General features: G+C 56.9%; 21 protein-coding genes and 1 other RNA gene. 18 read left to right on the top strand and 4 right to left on the bottom strand.

What is annotated here, in order from left to right:
* Positions 1 to 124 precede the first annotated feature (124 nt).
* The 4 genes from AQS8620_RS07185 to AQS8620_RS07160 form a co-directional block, all read right to left on the bottom strand.
* The gene (locus AQS8620_RS07185; protein ID WP_085836156.1) at positions 125 to 385 is read right to left on the bottom strand and encodes a transposase; all 261 of its coding nucleotides are present in this window, start codon (positions 383 to 385) and stop codon (positions 125 to 127) included.
* 637 nt (positions 386 to 1022) lie between these two features.
* Positions 1023 to 1817, bottom strand: a complete 795-nt coding sequence (locus tag AQS8620_RS07175) for a DNA adenine methylase (RefSeq protein ID WP_085836154.1) — start codon at positions 1815 to 1817, stop codon at positions 1023 to 1025.
* Positions 1818 to 2182: 365 nt separating this feature from the next.
* Positions 2183 to 2581: a hypothetical protein gene (locus AQS8620_RS07165; RefSeq protein ID WP_085836152.1), complete on the bottom strand. Its 399-nt coding sequence runs from the start codon at positions 2579 to 2581 to the stop codon at positions 2183 to 2185.
* Positions 2581 to 3249: an XRE family transcriptional regulator gene (locus AQS8620_RS07160; RefSeq protein ID WP_085836151.1), complete on the bottom strand. Its 669-nt coding sequence runs from the start codon at positions 3247 to 3249 to the stop codon at positions 2581 to 2583. Before AQS8620_RS07160 ends, AQS8620_RS07165 begins: the two co-directional genes overlap by 1 nt.
* A 186-nt stretch (positions 3250 to 3435) precedes the next feature.
* Here AQS8620_RS07160 and AQS8620_RS07155 point away from each other — a divergent pair, with 186 nt between their 5' ends.
* The 18 genes from AQS8620_RS07155 (at position 3436) to AQS8620_RS07080 (ending at position 13409) form a co-directional block, all read left to right on the top strand.
* Positions 3436 to 3729: a helix-turn-helix domain-containing protein gene (locus AQS8620_RS07155; protein WP_085836150.1), complete on the top strand. Its 294-nt coding sequence runs from the start codon at positions 3436 to 3438 to the stop codon at positions 3727 to 3729.
* Positions 3726 to 4022 carry a hypothetical protein gene (locus AQS8620_RS07150; protein ID WP_085836149.1) on the top strand — a complete coding sequence of 99 codons (297 nt, stop codon included), beginning with the start codon at positions 3726 to 3728 and terminating at the stop codon, positions 4020 to 4022. The genes AQS8620_RS07155 and AQS8620_RS07150 overlap by 4 nt, the downstream gene beginning before the upstream one ends.
* A gap of 129 nt (positions 4023 to 4151) precedes the next feature.
* The gene (locus AQS8620_RS17040) at positions 4152 to 4307 is read left to right on the top strand and encodes a hypothetical protein (RefSeq protein ID WP_159453212.1); all 156 of its coding nucleotides are present in this window, start codon (positions 4152 to 4154) and stop codon (positions 4305 to 4307) included.
* A 64-nt stretch (positions 4308 to 4371) separates the two neighbouring features.
* Positions 4372 to 5205 carry a ParB/RepB/Spo0J family partition protein gene (locus AQS8620_RS07145; RefSeq protein WP_085836148.1) on the top strand — a complete coding sequence of 278 codons (834 nt, stop codon included), beginning with the start codon at positions 4372 to 4374 and terminating at the stop codon, positions 5203 to 5205.
* On the top strand, positions 5205 to 5669 hold the full coding sequence (locus tag AQS8620_RS07140; RefSeq protein WP_085836147.1) for a hypothetical protein: 465 nt from the start codon (positions 5205 to 5207) through the stop codon (positions 5667 to 5669). Before AQS8620_RS07145 ends, AQS8620_RS07140 begins: the two co-directional genes overlap by 1 nt.
* A complete protein-coding gene (locus AQS8620_RS07135; RefSeq protein WP_085836146.1) occupies positions 5666 to 7945 on the top strand; it encodes a Mu transposase C-terminal domain-containing protein in 2280 nt (759 codons plus the stop codon). Before AQS8620_RS07140 ends, AQS8620_RS07135 begins: the two co-directional genes overlap by 4 nt.
* A gap of 32 nt (positions 7946 to 7977) precedes the next feature.
* Positions 7978 to 8751: an AAA family ATPase gene (locus AQS8620_RS07130; RefSeq protein ID WP_085836145.1), complete on the top strand. Its 774-nt coding sequence runs from the start codon at positions 7978 to 7980 to the stop codon at positions 8749 to 8751.
* Positions 8751 to 9344: a hypothetical protein gene (locus AQS8620_RS07125; RefSeq protein WP_085836144.1), complete on the top strand. Its 594-nt coding sequence runs from the start codon at positions 8751 to 8753 to the stop codon at positions 9342 to 9344. Before AQS8620_RS07130 ends, AQS8620_RS07125 begins: the two co-directional genes overlap by 1 nt.
* Positions 9329 to 9706 (top strand): MarR family transcriptional regulator, encoded by a 378-nt coding sequence (locus tag AQS8620_RS07120; protein WP_234990404.1) that lies wholly within the window; start codon positions 9329 to 9331, stop codon positions 9704 to 9706. The genes AQS8620_RS07125 and AQS8620_RS07120 overlap by 16 nt, the downstream gene beginning before the upstream one ends.
* A complete protein-coding gene (locus AQS8620_RS07115) occupies positions 9699 to 10343 on the top strand; it encodes a DUF3164 family protein (RefSeq protein WP_085836142.1) in 645 nt (214 codons plus the stop codon). The genes AQS8620_RS07120 and AQS8620_RS07115 overlap by 8 nt, the downstream gene beginning before the upstream one ends.
* 28 nt (positions 10344 to 10371) lie before the next feature.
* Positions 10372 to 10641, top strand: coding sequence for an HU family DNA-binding protein (locus tag AQS8620_RS07110; protein WP_085836141.1), 270 nt, complete (start codon positions 10372 to 10374; stop codon positions 10639 to 10641).
* Positions 10640 to 10704: hammerhead ribozyme type II (locus tag AQS8620_RS07105), an RNA gene on the top strand. The genes AQS8620_RS07110 and AQS8620_RS07105 overlap by 2 nt, the downstream gene beginning before the upstream one ends.
* Positions 10691 to 11047 carry a hypothetical protein gene (locus AQS8620_RS16860; protein ID WP_143267459.1) on the top strand — a complete coding sequence of 119 codons (357 nt, stop codon included), beginning with the start codon at positions 10691 to 10693 and terminating at the stop codon, positions 11045 to 11047. The genes AQS8620_RS07105 and AQS8620_RS16860 overlap by 14 nt, the downstream gene beginning before the upstream one ends.
* A gap of 4 nt (positions 11048 to 11051) precedes the next feature.
* Positions 11052 to 11279 carry a hypothetical protein gene (locus AQS8620_RS07100; RefSeq protein WP_143267458.1) on the top strand — a complete coding sequence of 76 codons (228 nt, stop codon included), beginning with the start codon at positions 11052 to 11054 and terminating at the stop codon, positions 11277 to 11279.
* Positions 11276 to 11719: a regulatory protein GemA gene (locus AQS8620_RS07095; RefSeq protein WP_085836139.1), complete on the top strand. Its 444-nt coding sequence runs from the start codon at positions 11276 to 11278 to the stop codon at positions 11717 to 11719. The genes AQS8620_RS07100 and AQS8620_RS07095 overlap by 4 nt, the downstream gene beginning before the upstream one ends.
* Positions 11712 to 12089, top strand: coding sequence for a hypothetical protein (locus AQS8620_RS07090; RefSeq protein ID WP_085836138.1), 378 nt, complete (start codon positions 11712 to 11714; stop codon positions 12087 to 12089). The genes AQS8620_RS07095 and AQS8620_RS07090 overlap by 8 nt, the downstream gene beginning before the upstream one ends.
* A 78-nt stretch (positions 12090 to 12167) precedes the next feature.
* Complete coding sequence (locus AQS8620_RS07085; RefSeq protein WP_085836137.1) at positions 12168 to 13091, top strand: lysozyme; 924 nt, start codon at positions 12168 to 12170, stop codon at positions 13089 to 13091.
* 3 nt (positions 13092 to 13094) lie between these two features.
* Positions 13095 to 13409, top strand: coding sequence for a hypothetical protein (locus tag AQS8620_RS07080; protein ID WP_085836136.1), 315 nt, complete (start codon positions 13095 to 13097; stop codon positions 13407 to 13409).

Raw genomic sequence — 13409 nt, 5'->3', positions numbered from 1 at the left:
CACAACCGCGACGTCACCACTCTCAAGTGCGCATCAGCCCATGTGCCACGTTTTTTAACGGGGTCCAGCCCACCAATAAGCCATCGGCAACTGCCCTTCGGCGTCAGTGTAGCACAGGCTGTTTCTACCGCGCACAGGCGGGCGTCGGCCCAGAATGGTTTTTTAGGATGTCGCGCTCCGCCGTGACCCGGGCCAGTTCTTTCTTGAGCCGGCGAACTTCGGCATCCTCAGCTGCTGTTGGATCTGTCGAGTAATCTCGCATCCACTTGCCCAAGGTCGAAAAACCAACCCCAAGGTCCGACGCAACCTGCCGCCGTGTCAGGCCGCTGTGCGTCGCGATCCGAACCGCCTCGCGCTTGAAGTCTTCACTATGTTTGGGTGCCATATCCGGTCTCCTTCATGGCGAGCATTGCTCGCAGAAAACCGGAACGGAAGTGATGCAAGTCCAGTGATGACGAGATGGTCAAAGCCGTCACCGGCCATTCAGGCGTTGAAATGCTCAAAAAATACGGCGGACCGATCCGGCAAAAAGAGCTCGCCAAGCGCGCGCAAGAGGCAAGAAATCAAATGGAACGAAGCTGTAGGGGGGGTCTAACTTCCGGACAAAACGGGCGGATCATTCAAGTTAGGCCAAGCCTTTGAAGTCTAACGTGTAAACGCTAAAATCATGACGGAATTGGCTGGACAGGAATGCAAGTTGCGCAGGTAAATGCCATGTGAAGGCATCACTTGGTGCTCATAAACTTGCATAGTGATGGCAAAAAGCGATCATTCGGTAACGCAAAGCAATCATTAAGAAAAATGCTATCTGCCTGAGCTGTATTTCGGAGTTCGTCCGGAAGCTGGTCCAAACGAACTCCGAAATCAGTTCGGAGTTCGTTTGGAAACGCCCCGCTCTAGAATTTAGCTTGTAAAATAAGGATTATTGCACTTCCGCAGAGCTTTTCGAACTTGAACGGAACTCCGAAGAGCGTTTCCCCGTTTCCGTCGAGAAATTGGCGCTGCTATCGGTTCCTGACGCGCTAGTAGTTTGAAATGAGCAGCTCGGACCGAGCGCCTGAGGCGTCTTTGTTTTTAGCGATGCTGTATGTGGTTTGAACGCCTTCGATCGTGAATTCCGCAAAGATACCTCTGATCTCGGGGACATCATTTATCGACATGATGAAGCGGCCTTCTATTCGCGCAAGCTGTGTCGCCATGGACTGAAAATCAGACCGGCTGAACATGGATTTCCCATAGTCGCCTTCACAGCCCCAATATGGTGGGTCAAGGTAGAAGAGTGTGCCGGTGCCATCGTACCGGAGCAAGAACTCGCTCCAGTCCAGGCACTCAATCACAACGCCGGATAGGCGCGCGTGAAGGTCTTCAAGCATTGGCTCCAAGGTCGTGAGGTTGAACCGTCCGGGGCGGTCACGCGCCACGCCAAAGTTGCGCCCTGAAACCTTGCCGCCAAATGCTGTGCGTTGGAGGTAAAGGAAGCGTGCTGCGCGCTCCAGATCGGTTAAGGTGTCCGGGTCTGTTTTTACAAGGCGGTCGAATTCTGTCCGCGTAGTAAGCTGGAACCGCAGCGTGTCGAGGAATTGCGGGTAGTGGCGCTGAAGGATGCGAAAGAGGTTCGCGATATCGCGCCCTTTGTCGTTGATCGCTTCGGCGCGCGGGCGCAACTTTCGACGCAAGAAAATGCCGCCCATGCCGACAAAAGGTTCTGCATATGTGGTGCAGACGGTTTCGTCGATCCGCGCGCAAATTCGCTTTGCAAGGTTGCGTTTGCCGCCAAGCCAAGGTGCAACCGGTGATGATTTAAGTGCAGTGTCCATGCATAAACTCCAAAATGGTGATTAGAACTTAACATGAACATTTGACACTTTCGCCTGTTAGGAACCATCAGTGGTGGCTCCCGCACAATAAGAAATTATGAGACTGTGCAGTGGCAATAGCTACATGGTAAAGTCATGAAAATAAGGAATATTGGCTTCAGGGAGGTAGGCTTGTGCAGTGCAGTGAGGTACACGCCGCTTGGCGGCGTTTCACAAATGGTGATGAAGAACAAAGGCTTGCAAAGCTGGATGAGCGCATAGAGCGTCAAATTCGGCTTTTGTCTTACAGCCAGAAGGAGCGTGCGCGCATCATGAACAGGGCGATCCGGCGCATGCGGCGTGCTGAGGGGAAAGAGTAAATGCCGTTATTCTAGATCGATGCGTTTGAAGTCGTCTTCAGTAAGCCCGAATGCTTGGCACGAGAGTGCGATCGATCTGGCGGTGTTCACATCATCTTCAATAATTGTATCAGTTAACTCACCGGAGTCTGCATCATACATTGTCTGGAACATCGTTTCACCAGAGTATCCGCCGAAAGCATTCTTGGCATTGAATGCTCCGCATGCCATTAACGGTACTAGATCTGCATCCTCAATCCAAAGCCTTGTAATAACTAGGCTACTTGGGTCTCGAACGTATTTCTTGAGGTGGCGTTCAATAATAGATTTCCCCTGCGGTGAGAGGCCAGTCTCATCTGCCGAGGCTGCGGAATTGGGAAGCGAGAAGATTAAAGCAAGAAATATAATGGTGAATGCTGTTCGCATTATGGCGTCCTGCAAAAATAGACGACGCGACCAATGACGCGAAGCTGGTCTAAAGATGACGTGCCAATAACCTCTGGTGGATAAAGTGGGTTGTCAGATGTCAATTCTACCGTCCCATCGAGGCGATGCCGAACCCTCTTTACCAAAAGGTCTCCGCTAACGTTTATGACCATTATGTGGCCGTTTCTGATTTCTGTCTGACTGTGGTCAACCACTAGCAACGATCCATCAGGAATCATTGGGTGCATGGAATCACCAGACGCAGAAATTATCGAGCAGCTTTCAGGTTTTGCACCGCGGTCCTTTAAGAATTTGCGGTCAAAAGCCAGAGCACCCAACTGAAATTCCTTGTCTGCATAGGCTCCATGGCCAGCAGACGCCTGGACGTTGAACTGAGGAAGCGTGATGTATCCTGCAGGGGTGGGTGCATGTTCAACCGCGCCAGTTGCTGGGCTTTCCGCGAGAATGTTCCCCTCTAGGTCTCTCACTTTTGTCCCGGGCTTTGGCTTAATATTCTGAACCCTTGAGCCTGTTAGAATGTAGACGAGATCAATGCCGATTTCGCCAACAGCCGCCAGATAATCGGCAGTTGGCGCGTTTCCCTTCTCATAGAGAATCTGAGAGCCTTTTGATATTCCAGCCACTTTTGCAAGGGCGGTCTGCGTCATTCCAAGCCTTGAGCGTTCTCGTTTCAGCCTTTCGCCGCGCTCAAAATCTTGAACCTTACTAGTTGACTGGTTCAAAATATTGCACTACCTATTTCATATGCCGTCACCAAACAGGAGCGGCCCTTGTTGCACTTAGTTCTGAAAAAAGCCGATGCGCCAACATCGGCCCCTAACAGGAGACTTACTATGGGAATGATTTGGACCAAGCCCAAGATCAAATGCGCCCTCGAAGAACGTGGCATGACCCTTACGGGCCTTGCGGATCTCAACGGCATCAACCCCAGCGTCATGCGCAATGTTTGGACGCGCGGCAGCCGCGGAGCGGAAAAAGCTTTGGCCGAGTTTCTCGATGTGAAACCCGCTGAGCTGTTTCCTGATCGTTATCCCATTCGGAAGTCTCGCCTTCTATCTAAGGAGAACGAGGCCCTGATTGAAAGAGCAAAAGCGCAGCGCGCTGCTGACAACGGGTGTGCGGCATGAGTGCGATTTCGTCCAAAACAGTGCCCGCCTTTGACATCACCGCTGAGGCTTTTCGCGCTGCTGCCGGTGATCTTGGCGAAGTGATCGCGCACCTGTCAGGCGGGATTGCGCCCGATCCTGACACCAAGGACCGCTTGCTTGGCTCGATGCGCAGCATTCAATCCTTTTTGCGCATTGAGGCAGACGAGCAGCGCGGGCGTGAGGACATCCTGAGTGATGAGGTGCTCGCCAATGCGGTGCGCCAAATCGCCAAGCCGGTCACGTTGCGCCAGATGCCCGTGCGGGCGGTGTGAGGTGCATGATTTGGTGCGCCGCATCATTCGGTCCCACGATGCCTTTGAAGACAGCTTTGCGGGGCGCTTGGTCGGGGCTTGTGCCTGCTTTGTCATCCTGATCGCAATGTTATCGATCGGGGGCGCGCAATGATCGCCTTTTTCGCGATGTGGGTTGTCGAGATCGCCGTGTTTGTGGCGGTCGCGGTCGATCCACGGCTTAGCCCTTTCAGCCTCTATGACAGTTGTCGGCTGCTGGCCCTCATCTGGTGGCTGCACCTGTTCCTGCTGATTGGCGCGATCTGATCAATGTGATCCGCCCTCGCATCCGTGCGGTGGCGAAAAATAATCAAAAAACAACGAGCATACCATGACACCTGAACACCTTCTTGATCTTTCGATCGACCTGATTGACGTGCCCCGTGACCGCGCGCGTGACTTTGATGCTGACAACGCGCAAGCGCTGGCGGCTGTAATTGCCGCGCAGGGGCTGTTCCACCCGATCCGGGTGCGCGCCATCGGGGAGCGCTATGTGCTGATCGCGGGCCTGCATCGCCTGCGGGCCTTCGGGATCAATGGGCAGGCCACTATCCCGGCCATCGTGTCAGCAGCGGATAGTGACGATGCTGCGCGCCTCGAAGAGGTAATGGAAAACCTCGGGCGGGGCGAGCTGATCGCGCTGGACCGCTGCCACCACCTGTTTGAGCTCAAGCAGGTGTGGGAGCGGATGTATCCGCAGGCCGCGCATGGCAAAGCATCACCAAAGGGGCAAACTTTGCCCCTTTCCGAGGATGCTCCTGAAATCTTTGGGTTTGCACGGGCGACAGCAGAGAAAATTGGACTTTCTTCGCGGTCCATAAAGTTGGCAGTCAAAATCTGGTCCGACCTCAGCGCCGCCTCTCGCGGGCGTCTGATCGGCACTGGCTTGGCGCGCAAACAAACCGAGCTGAAGGCGCTCAGCGAGTTGAAACCTGCAAAGCAGGAAAAGGTTCTGGACATGATCCTTGATCCAGAAACGGACGTGGGCAACGTGGCCGGTGCGCTGCAGGCCATGGAAGAGGGGATCGTGATGACCTCGGTCGAGCGTCAGTTCAGCATGGTGTCCAAGGGGCTGAAAGCCATGCCCGATGATGTTTTTGCCCGCCTCATGATTGAACACGAGGCGCGGGTGATTGCAGCGCTCAAACGGGCGGGTCGCCTCTGATGGCCCGCCACCGTGACCCCCTGACACAAGACCTGTTCAACTGGCAGCCCCCGAAGGTGGCTGTCGGTTACAGCGCGGATGTCATCGGTCGCGGGCGCTTGGACAGCAAGATCGCGCGCATCATTGGGCAGGCGCTGCGTGATGCGCGTGATGAAGGTTTGACGCGCGCCATGGTTGCCCGTGATCTGAGCGATTGGCTGGGCCGTCAGGTTTCAGAGAGCATGCTCAACAAATGGAGCTCGGAAGGGTCCGAGGATCACCGTGTTCCGCTCGATGCCTTCATCGGACTGGCGAAAGTGACCGGCGCATCCGAGCTGCTTGGATTTGTCCCTGGTGAATTCGGCCTGACGGTTATCGAGGCCAAATATGCCGATCTTATCGAAGAGCGGCTTCTGGAAGATCACATCGAAGAAATGATGGCCCGTAAGCAAGTTTTGGCTACGAAGCGAAAGGCGCAGCGATGAACGACATGTATTTTGCCTCTTCGGGGCAAGAATTTCTGAGTGCCCGCGAGATTGCCGAACTTGCGAAGACACGCTGGATTGCAGGCTTTCCGAAGACCGAGCGCGGCGTGCAGATTTACGCGCGCAACTGTGGTTGGGTCGGGCTTGGCAAGCATCTCTGCCGCAAGCGGTCTGGGCGCGGCGGCGGTCTCGAATATCACTTTTCGCTCCTGCCAGCTGGTATACGCACAGCTCTGGAAGGCAACGCCACAAAAGCCGCAATTGCGCAACGCCAGTCCGTCGAAATCGATCTGGACCAACGCAGGCTTGATGCGCTCAAAGCATCTACGCTTTCGCCGCGCGCTCGTGCCGTCATGGAGGCACGAGCAGAAATCCTGACATCGATCGAAGGCTACGCCATTGCAAACAATGAAAAGCGCTCATGGGCGCTGGCGCGGTTTCTGACCGCGCAAGATGCCTGCATGGCCCGTCAGGAAATCGAAGCGCGCCGCGATCAAGGCGGTGTCCTGACAGCGCAGGAGGTCCTTAGCCTAGCTGACCCTCTCTTACTGACGGCTCCGCATGGTTTCGACATCGACCCTGCGCGTCTCAAGTTAGCGAATGATCGCAAGGCGAGCGCAAGTATCAAACGCAGCGCTTTGTATGAGTGGTTCAAGGCCAGAGACACGGCGGGCGTGGTCGCTCTTGCGCCAGTGCCGCCCAAGACCAAGGATAAAATCCATCCGGGCTTCGCGGGTTTTCTCAAGTTCTATGCGATTGGCAGCAAGCCGACGATGACGGACGCACTTGGAGAATATCTCAAAACCAACCCTGCGCCTGACATGCGGATTACGCTGTCGCAGGTCCAGCACATCTTGAGAAAGCGCCTTAACAACATCGAGAAGAACGTCGGGCGTGAGGGCCTGCTGACCCTGCGCGCGCGCCTTCCTTATGTGACCCGCACAACAGACGATATGTGGCCCACCACGGCCTACACTGCCGATGGTAAAACCTTTGATGCGGAGATCGCGGACCCTGTGACCCACCGCCCAATCCGGCCCGAAATCACAACCATCATGGATGTGGCCACGCGCAAGATTGTCGGCATTTCACTCGGGCGCTCGGAGAACCAGCGCTCTGTGGCCGAGGCTTTGCGCAACGCCTGCGTGGGCTGCGGTATTCCGGCGATTTTCTATGTGGACCGGGGGCCGGGTTACAAAAATAAAGCGATGGACGCGGATGTCAGCGGTCTGATGGGGCGGCTTGGCATCACCAAGACACACGCCAGGCCCTACGGTTCTCAAGCCAAGGGCCTGATCGAGCGGCCCAATGCCACCGTCTGGGACACGCTGGCCAAGCGTCTGCCAACATACATGGGCAAGGACATGGACAAAGAGGCCGGTGATAAAATCCACAAGATCACCCGTCACGAGATCAAGGAATTTGGACGCTCGCGGCACCTGCCAACATGGCAGGAGTTTGTGAAGCTCTGCGAGGATCGCGTCGAGGAATACAACAACCGGCCACACGGAAGTCTGCCGAGGTTCGAAGATCCCGTCACAGGTCGCTGGCGCACCATGAGCCCCAATGAGGCTTGGCAGGCCCATGCTGCAAGTGGCTTTGAGCCTGTGTCGGTAGAGGCAGGCGAGGTCGATGACCTGTTTCGCCCCTACGAAATCCGCACCTGTCTGCGCGCCGAGGTCAAATGGAACACCAATACGTACTTTCATGCTGACCTTGAGCCGTATCACGAGACCCGCGTCATGGTGGGCTATGATTACCACCAAGCGGACAAGGTCTGGGTGCGCGAGTTCGATGTGGCGACAGGCCAGCCGGGCCGCTTGATCTGTGTTGCCGAGTTCATGGGGAACGCCGAGCGCTATTTCCCGCTCTCCTTTGAAGAGAAGGCTCTGGAGACCCGCACGAACACGCGCAAACAGCGCCTCGAGAACAAGATTGAAGCGGTCGAGGATGAGCGGCGCGCGCCTTATCTGGTCGAACAGGAATCGGCGTTTGAAATGCCGGTCTTTGAAGCCCGCGACCCTGAGGCGATCCCGAGTGAGCGCGTCCAGCTTGCGGTCGATAACACTGCCCCAAAACCCGCTGCGCGCGCACGGCGCACGTTCAATTCTGATGAGGAGTTGGCGGCTTGGGCGCTTGAAAACCCACAAGAGATTTCCCGAAAGCAGGCTGATTTGCTTCGGGACTGCCTGAGCCGCTCCACCGCACGAGAGCTGTTCAGATTGTCAGGTATCGACACGGAGGCGCTTCGAACCCTCCTCCGTGCCGTCGCCTAATTCAAAAAACGTAGGACTGAGGAGAGCATAACATGAGAAATGTCTTTGTCGAGACCAGCAACTTCGCCCGCTTTTCAGGGGCTTTGAAGCGATTGGATGAACGTGGCGCGCAAGAGGCCTGCATGGTTGTCCTGGATGGCAAACCCGGCTTGGGCAAAACCACGACCGTCAACCGCTGGGTGACGCAGACCGGCAGCGTCTATCTGCGCGCTCAGCGGGGCTGGGACTACAACTGGATGATGCAGGATTTGCTGACGGAGCTGTCAGTCAATCACAACCAGTTTCGCGGGCGGCGCGCTCGGTTCGAGCGTGTCACGGCTGAGCTGCGCGAGCGCTCACAACGCGCCATGATTGAAGGCAAGACCTTTGGCCTGGTCATTGACGAATGTGACCAGGTGTCGGGACGCGCCGAGATCATGGAAGGCATTCGCGGCATCACCGACATCCAGTTCATGCCAACCATCCTTGTAGGCATGGGGCAGCTTCGGGACAACCTGCGCCGCTTTCCCCAGATTGAAAGCCGCGCACCGAACAAGGTGGAATTTCTCCCCGCATCCTTGGACGACACCGCTGATCTGATCCGGGGGCGCTGCGAAGTGCCGGTTGCCGATGATCTCATCCATTTCGTCGCCAAGGCTTCAATGGGTTTCAACCGTGAAATCCTTGATGCGATCACCCATATCGAGACCTTCGGGCGGCGCTATGACTACGGCGATGAGGGCGTGACGCTTGCGGATATGAGCAAGCAAATCCTGATGTCAGACCGCAAGACCGGAAAAGACATCTACGTTCCGGAGGCGCACTGATGGACACGCGCAAGCCGGGTGCCGTGCCAACGGCGCTTCTCCAGTTGCTCGCAGACGGGGTCTGCCGCACCCGAGACGAGATTGCCACGCAAGGGCCGACCATGAAGGGTCGCCAGCTGAGCGACGGCCTTATGCGCCTCTGCGATCGCGGATATATGGCCAAAATGGCAGGGGATTGTTTCCAGCTCACCGATGCGGGCCTCACAGCTGCCAAAGCGGGCACGATCATCACCTCAGGGCCAAAAGGGCCGACCAAGATCGTGCACCGTCGCAAGGACACGTTTCGCGGCCGTGCTTGGACGTCCATGCGCATTCGCCACTACTTCACCATCGGCGAGGTCGCAGGGGACGCACAACGCGAGGAGGACAAGGAGCCGGGACAGAACGTCACCCGTTATCTGCTTCAGCTACGCAAGGCAGGATATGTGGCCGAACTGGCGCGTCGTCAGAAGGGCGGGCCGCGCGGGAGCATAGGATACAAGCGCTATGTGCTGGTAAAAAATACTGGCCCCAACGCCCCGGTCTATCGGGCAGCGAAAAACGTCATGCACGATTTCAACACCGGGGAGGACGTGCCGTGCTCCCTAGATTGAACCTCGCACTGCCGGACCCTGAATGGTTGGTGCTGCTCAAAGCAGAGCGTGAGGGCGGCAAGAGCGTCTCTGCGATCGCACGCGAAATCAATATGAAACGGCCCTCAGTGTCGATGCTGCTCAACGGGACATATCCCGCCCAAAGCCTCGATCTTGTGACCCGCAAGCATGGCGCGAAAATCGTCCAGCTTTATCGCAACGAGGTGCTTTGCCCGCACCTGCGCCAGGGCATCTCGGCGGAGGCCTGTCAGGAATACGCCGCCCGTCCAATGTCCACCTCAAATCCTGACAAGCTGCAGCATTGGTCTGCCTGCAAGCATTGCCCGTTTAACCCGATCACTCTGGAGAACACGAATGACTGATCAAACTTTTAAAACAGATGGCGTCGTGGACGTCGATGGAACCCCCCATTTGCGCGATGCAAAAGGCGCGCTGATGCCTTTGAAGCTGGTGAAAGCCACTGACATGCTGATCCACGAACAGGTCTGCAAGGTCGTGGGTTTTGCGTCAGCGCTGAGCGAGCAGATCGCGCGCTTCAAGGTTCATGCCTACGCCGATCTCGCGGCCCTCGATGCCATGCTGGCGCAAGAATACGAGGTGAAGATCGGCGGAAAGAAAGGCAACAAAACCTACTTCTCTTACGATGGCTGCAAGAAGATCGAGGTTCGCATCAACGACCTGATCGATTTCGGGCCTGAGTTGCATTCGGCAAAGGCCCTCATCGATGAATGCCTCAACGACTGGTCGGAGGGGAGCCGCCCCGAGATCCGCGCCATCGTCACGCGCGCCTTCAATACTGACAAGGAGGGCCAGATCAACCGCGGCGAAATCTTCATGTTGCTCAAGCTCGACATTGAAGACGAGCGCTGGCTGCGCGCCATGAAGGCGGTGAAGGAGGCCATCCGCGTGATCGGGGCCAAAGAGTACATTCGCTTTGGCACCCGCGACACCTTCGACGGTGAATGGACCACGATCTCCATCAACATTGCACAAGCCTAACAACCCCAGCCATCAAAGGAGACCTCCAATGGCAACCTACTCCAAAACACAACTCATCGATGATCTCGCAGCGGAACTCGGCTTTGCAAAGCCGAGCACCAAAGAGATGGTCGATGCGCTTTTCGCCAAGATCGCAGCCAAGACTGAGGCCGGTGACAAGGTCAATATTGCAGGCTTTGGCCGGTTCGACATGCGCGAACGCTCCGCGCGTATGGGCCGTAACCCCGCCACAGGCGAAGCGATCCAGATCGCAGCAAGCCGCTCCATCGGCTTCAAGGCCTCCAAAGGCAAAGCATAAGCGAAACGCCCCGTGAGGGGCGTCGTCAGGGCGTGGTGGCCTTGGCCTGATGAGCAGCCAGAAGGTGATCGAAATGGAATACCGGATCAAACGAACAGGTGCTGGCGACTACCAGCTCACGCGCATCGTGCCCCAAGTCGTCGGCACCTTTCCTGACAAGGATACTGCCGAAAAGGTCATGTGGCTGATGGTCAAGGATGTGCCGAGCGTTCCTGCCAACGATGTCTCATCTGAGGCTCTAGCATCCTCGCACGCGATGGTGATACGTGACCGCCCGCACCCCTTTGATGTCGCTAAAAGTGCGATTTCAGATGTTCAGGATATGTGTGCTTGTCGCCTTTGTGGGCGCAAGTTCACCGTCAGCGTCGAGGCGCATGACCTCTGTGCGCGGTGCGCTCGAGGCTAATGGCATGCTCGTGAACCTCGATAACGGTGTCAGCATCAACCCTGATTACGTGGTGATCACGGAGTGGATTGAGGGCGAAATGCCTTTGGATGGCCATTACCGTCTCCTCAAGATCACGATGTCCACAGGTGCAATTCACCACGTTGACGCAAGCAAGCGAGGGAGCCGGGCACATCTCATTGCGCTGAAAATCCAGAAATTTCACCGAGACCAGGAAGGCTTGTTCGAATGAACCACAATGCAATGATCAATATCGCCAAGTCGCAGCTTGGCTTGGCCGAAGATGACTACCGCACAATGCTGTCACGTGTGACGGGCAAAGCCTCGCTGAAGCTCATGACCAACGGGCAAAAGCTGTTGGTGCTCGATGAGCTGAAGCGCTTGGGGTTTCGCGTTAAAAGCAATGGCCGCCGCAAAGCGGCCCCGCGCGCGGACGTGCGGTATTGCCATGTCCTGTGGCGCTTGCTGCATGAGGCGGGCGAGACCCGTGTGGGCGGCTCGAAGGGGCTGAATGACTTTGTGGCGTCCCGGTTCGAGGGCAAATGGGGCCATGTGCCGATCGACATCGATGTGATGACCGAGGCGCGTCAGGTGAGCGATGTGATCGAGGCGCTCAAGGCGTGGTGCGCGCGCGCGGGCATCCCGACCGAGCAGGGTGGACGTAATGGTTGAGGGCCATGACCTGCCATCGTCCCTGTGGGATGTCGCTGACGTGTTTGGGCTTGGAGTCACGCTCAAACTGATGCAGCACTATGGCGGGCAGGATGTGTTGTTTCCCAAGCGTATTCGTGAGGGGCATGAATGGATCGGTCTCTTTGGTGAGGACGTGGCGCATGAACTTTGCCATTTCCTCAGCGGACAACGGATGTATGTTCCAAACGGAAAACCGCTTCAGATGCGCACGCAGGTCAAGAAGCTTGAGATGATCGGTAAAAAGCGCAATGAAATGTCGAGGATGCTCGGTATATCCGAACGGCACATAAGGCGATTATCCAAGGCGGAGCCGCCACCGACCCCTCTCTTTCCAGACCTAGATGATTGAATGCCCGGACATCCGTCCGGGCATTTGCGTTTCGCGCGTGTGCGAAGGGTTGCGAAACAAGCAACCCACTGAGGCATCATGCAAACCAGCGAAAAAGGTATCGAAGCCCTTGAGCTCGAAGAGAACGATGTTCTGAAGGCCTATCGCGATGTGGTTGGCAAATGGACCATCGGAATGGGCCTGACCGCCGCTTCGGGCGTCATCGTGCCCAAAGCCGGAATGACGATCACCAAAAAGCAATCGCAAGACCTGACCCGCAAGGCGCTGACGCTCAACTATGAGCCGTCAGTCAATTCAGCCATGTCGGGTGCCAAGCAGCACGAGTTCGACGCGGGAGTGTTGTTTCATTGGAATACCGGCGCAATCAAGACGGCAAGCTGGGTCGATCTGTGGCGGGCAAAGGCAGGTCGCGCAAAGATCGCCGCGCGGTTCCGGCTTTGGAACAAGGGCAATGGCAAGGTCATTCAGGGGCTCGTCAATCGCCGCGAGCGCGAGTTGAAAATCCTCTTTGACGGTCTCTATTCAAGCATGAGCGAACCTGCATCGGCATCTGTCGCCGTGGCGCGTTGGGTGGTCGTCTTGTCAGGTGATGAAAAAGCCAAAGTTCTCGATGACTTCATGGCTCTCGGATATCTCGTCGGCTCCAATATCAACAACGTCCACGCCTTTGAGGTGCGCCGCTTCCAGGAGGATCACGGCTTGAGCGTTGATGGTAAGATCGGTCGCGCAACATTGTCCACGCTGCAGCGCATGGTTGACGCCAAAGCCAAAACCAAGCCCGTCGCCAGCGCCGCTGCCGTTGCAACTGTGCCAGCGGCGACCTCGATGACAGATGTGGCGCAGGAACTGTCGGCTGCGGGCATCAGCGCCGCATGGCTGTTTGTGCCTCTCGCGTTCGTTTGCCTGTTCGCGCTCTGGCGCGCTTGGCACTACCGCGATGCCGTTGCCGCCCGCCTGCCGCGCAGCCTGTCCAAGCTTGCCCAATTCCTGCGGAGTATTTGATCCATGAAAATCCTGACACTCGCCGGCGCCGCCGGCGTTATCGCCTCGCTTGCCGCGCCCGCCGACGCCGCTTGTGATGTACCCGCAGCGCTGAACGGGGCGCTCCTTGCCCGCGAATTCGGGGAGGTTCCGCTCTGGACCGGAGGTGCCGATCTGTTCTTGGGGGAAGGGCCTGTCACGGGGCAGATCACGCTGTTCACCGCGCCCGACGGGGGCAGCTGGTCGCTTTTGGCTGTCGGTGAAGATGGCGCGTCGTGCATCATTGCCTCCGGTCAGTTCTGGCAGCCCGGTGGGTTCGTGATTGGCGAGGAGGGGTGA

Origin of the sequence: Aquimixticola soesokkakensis (assembly GCF_900172375.1) — a bacterium.
Lineage (GTDB): Bacteria > Pseudomonadota > Alphaproteobacteria > Rhodobacterales > Rhodobacteraceae > Aquimixticola > Aquimixticola soesokkakensis.
Note: the sequence above shows the minus strand (reverse complement) of the source record. Positions and strands in the feature narration are given on the sequence as shown.

Excerpts from the sequence above, each read along its gene's own strand:
- AQS8620_RS07185 (WP_085836156.1), bottom strand. The coding sequence starts at position 385 with ATGGCACCCAAACATAGTGAAGACTTCAAGCGCGAGGCGGTTCGGATC.
- AQS8620_RS07175 (WP_085836154.1), bottom strand. The coding sequence starts at position 1,817 with ATGGACACTGCACTTAAATCATCACCGGTTGCACCTTGGCTTGGCGGC.
- AQS8620_RS07165 (WP_085836152.1), bottom strand. The coding sequence starts at position 2,581 with ATGCGAACAGCATTCACCATTATATTTCTTGCTTTAATCTTCTCGCTT.
- AQS8620_RS07160 (WP_085836151.1), bottom strand. The coding sequence starts at position 3,249 with ATGACGCAGACCGCCCTTGCAAAAGTGGCTGGAATATCAAAAGGCTCT.
- AQS8620_RS07155 (WP_085836150.1), top strand. The coding sequence starts at position 3,436 with ATGGGAATGATTTGGACCAAGCCCAAGATCAAATGCGCCCTCGAAGAA.
- AQS8620_RS07150 (WP_085836149.1), top strand. The coding sequence starts at position 3,726 with ATGAGTGCGATTTCGTCCAAAACAGTGCCCGCCTTTGACATCACCGCT.
- AQS8620_RS17040 (WP_159453212.1), top strand. The coding sequence starts at position 4,152 with ATGATCGCCTTTTTCGCGATGTGGGTTGTCGAGATCGCCGTGTTTGTG.
- AQS8620_RS07145 (WP_085836148.1), top strand. The coding sequence starts at position 4,372 with ATGACACCTGAACACCTTCTTGATCTTTCGATCGACCTGATTGACGTG.
- AQS8620_RS07140 (WP_085836147.1), top strand. The coding sequence starts at position 5,205 with ATGGCCCGCCACCGTGACCCCCTGACACAAGACCTGTTCAACTGGCAG.
- AQS8620_RS07135 (WP_085836146.1), top strand. The coding sequence starts at position 5,666 with ATGAACGACATGTATTTTGCCTCTTCGGGGCAAGAATTTCTGAGTGCC.
- AQS8620_RS07130 (WP_085836145.1), top strand. The coding sequence starts at position 7,978 with ATGAGAAATGTCTTTGTCGAGACCAGCAACTTCGCCCGCTTTTCAGGG.
- AQS8620_RS07125 (WP_085836144.1), top strand. The coding sequence starts at position 8,751 with ATGGACACGCGCAAGCCGGGTGCCGTGCCAACGGCGCTTCTCCAGTTG.
- AQS8620_RS07115 (WP_085836142.1), top strand. The coding sequence starts at position 9,699 with ATGACTGATCAAACTTTTAAAACAGATGGCGTCGTGGACGTCGATGGA.
- AQS8620_RS07110 (WP_085836141.1), top strand. The coding sequence starts at position 10,372 with ATGGCAACCTACTCCAAAACACAACTCATCGATGATCTCGCAGCGGAA.
- AQS8620_RS16860 (WP_143267459.1), top strand. The coding sequence starts at position 10,691 with ATGAGCAGCCAGAAGGTGATCGAAATGGAATACCGGATCAAACGAACA.
- AQS8620_RS07100 (WP_143267458.1), top strand. The coding sequence starts at position 11,052 with ATGCTCGTGAACCTCGATAACGGTGTCAGCATCAACCCTGATTACGTG.
- AQS8620_RS07095 (WP_085836139.1), top strand. The coding sequence starts at position 11,276 with ATGAACCACAATGCAATGATCAATATCGCCAAGTCGCAGCTTGGCTTG.
- AQS8620_RS07090 (WP_085836138.1), top strand. The coding sequence starts at position 11,712 with ATGGTTGAGGGCCATGACCTGCCATCGTCCCTGTGGGATGTCGCTGAC.
- AQS8620_RS07085 (WP_085836137.1), top strand. The coding sequence starts at position 12,168 with ATGCAAACCAGCGAAAAAGGTATCGAAGCCCTTGAGCTCGAAGAGAAC.
- AQS8620_RS07080 (WP_085836136.1), top strand. The coding sequence starts at position 13,095 with ATGAAAATCCTGACACTCGCCGGCGCCGCCGGCGTTATCGCCTCGCTT.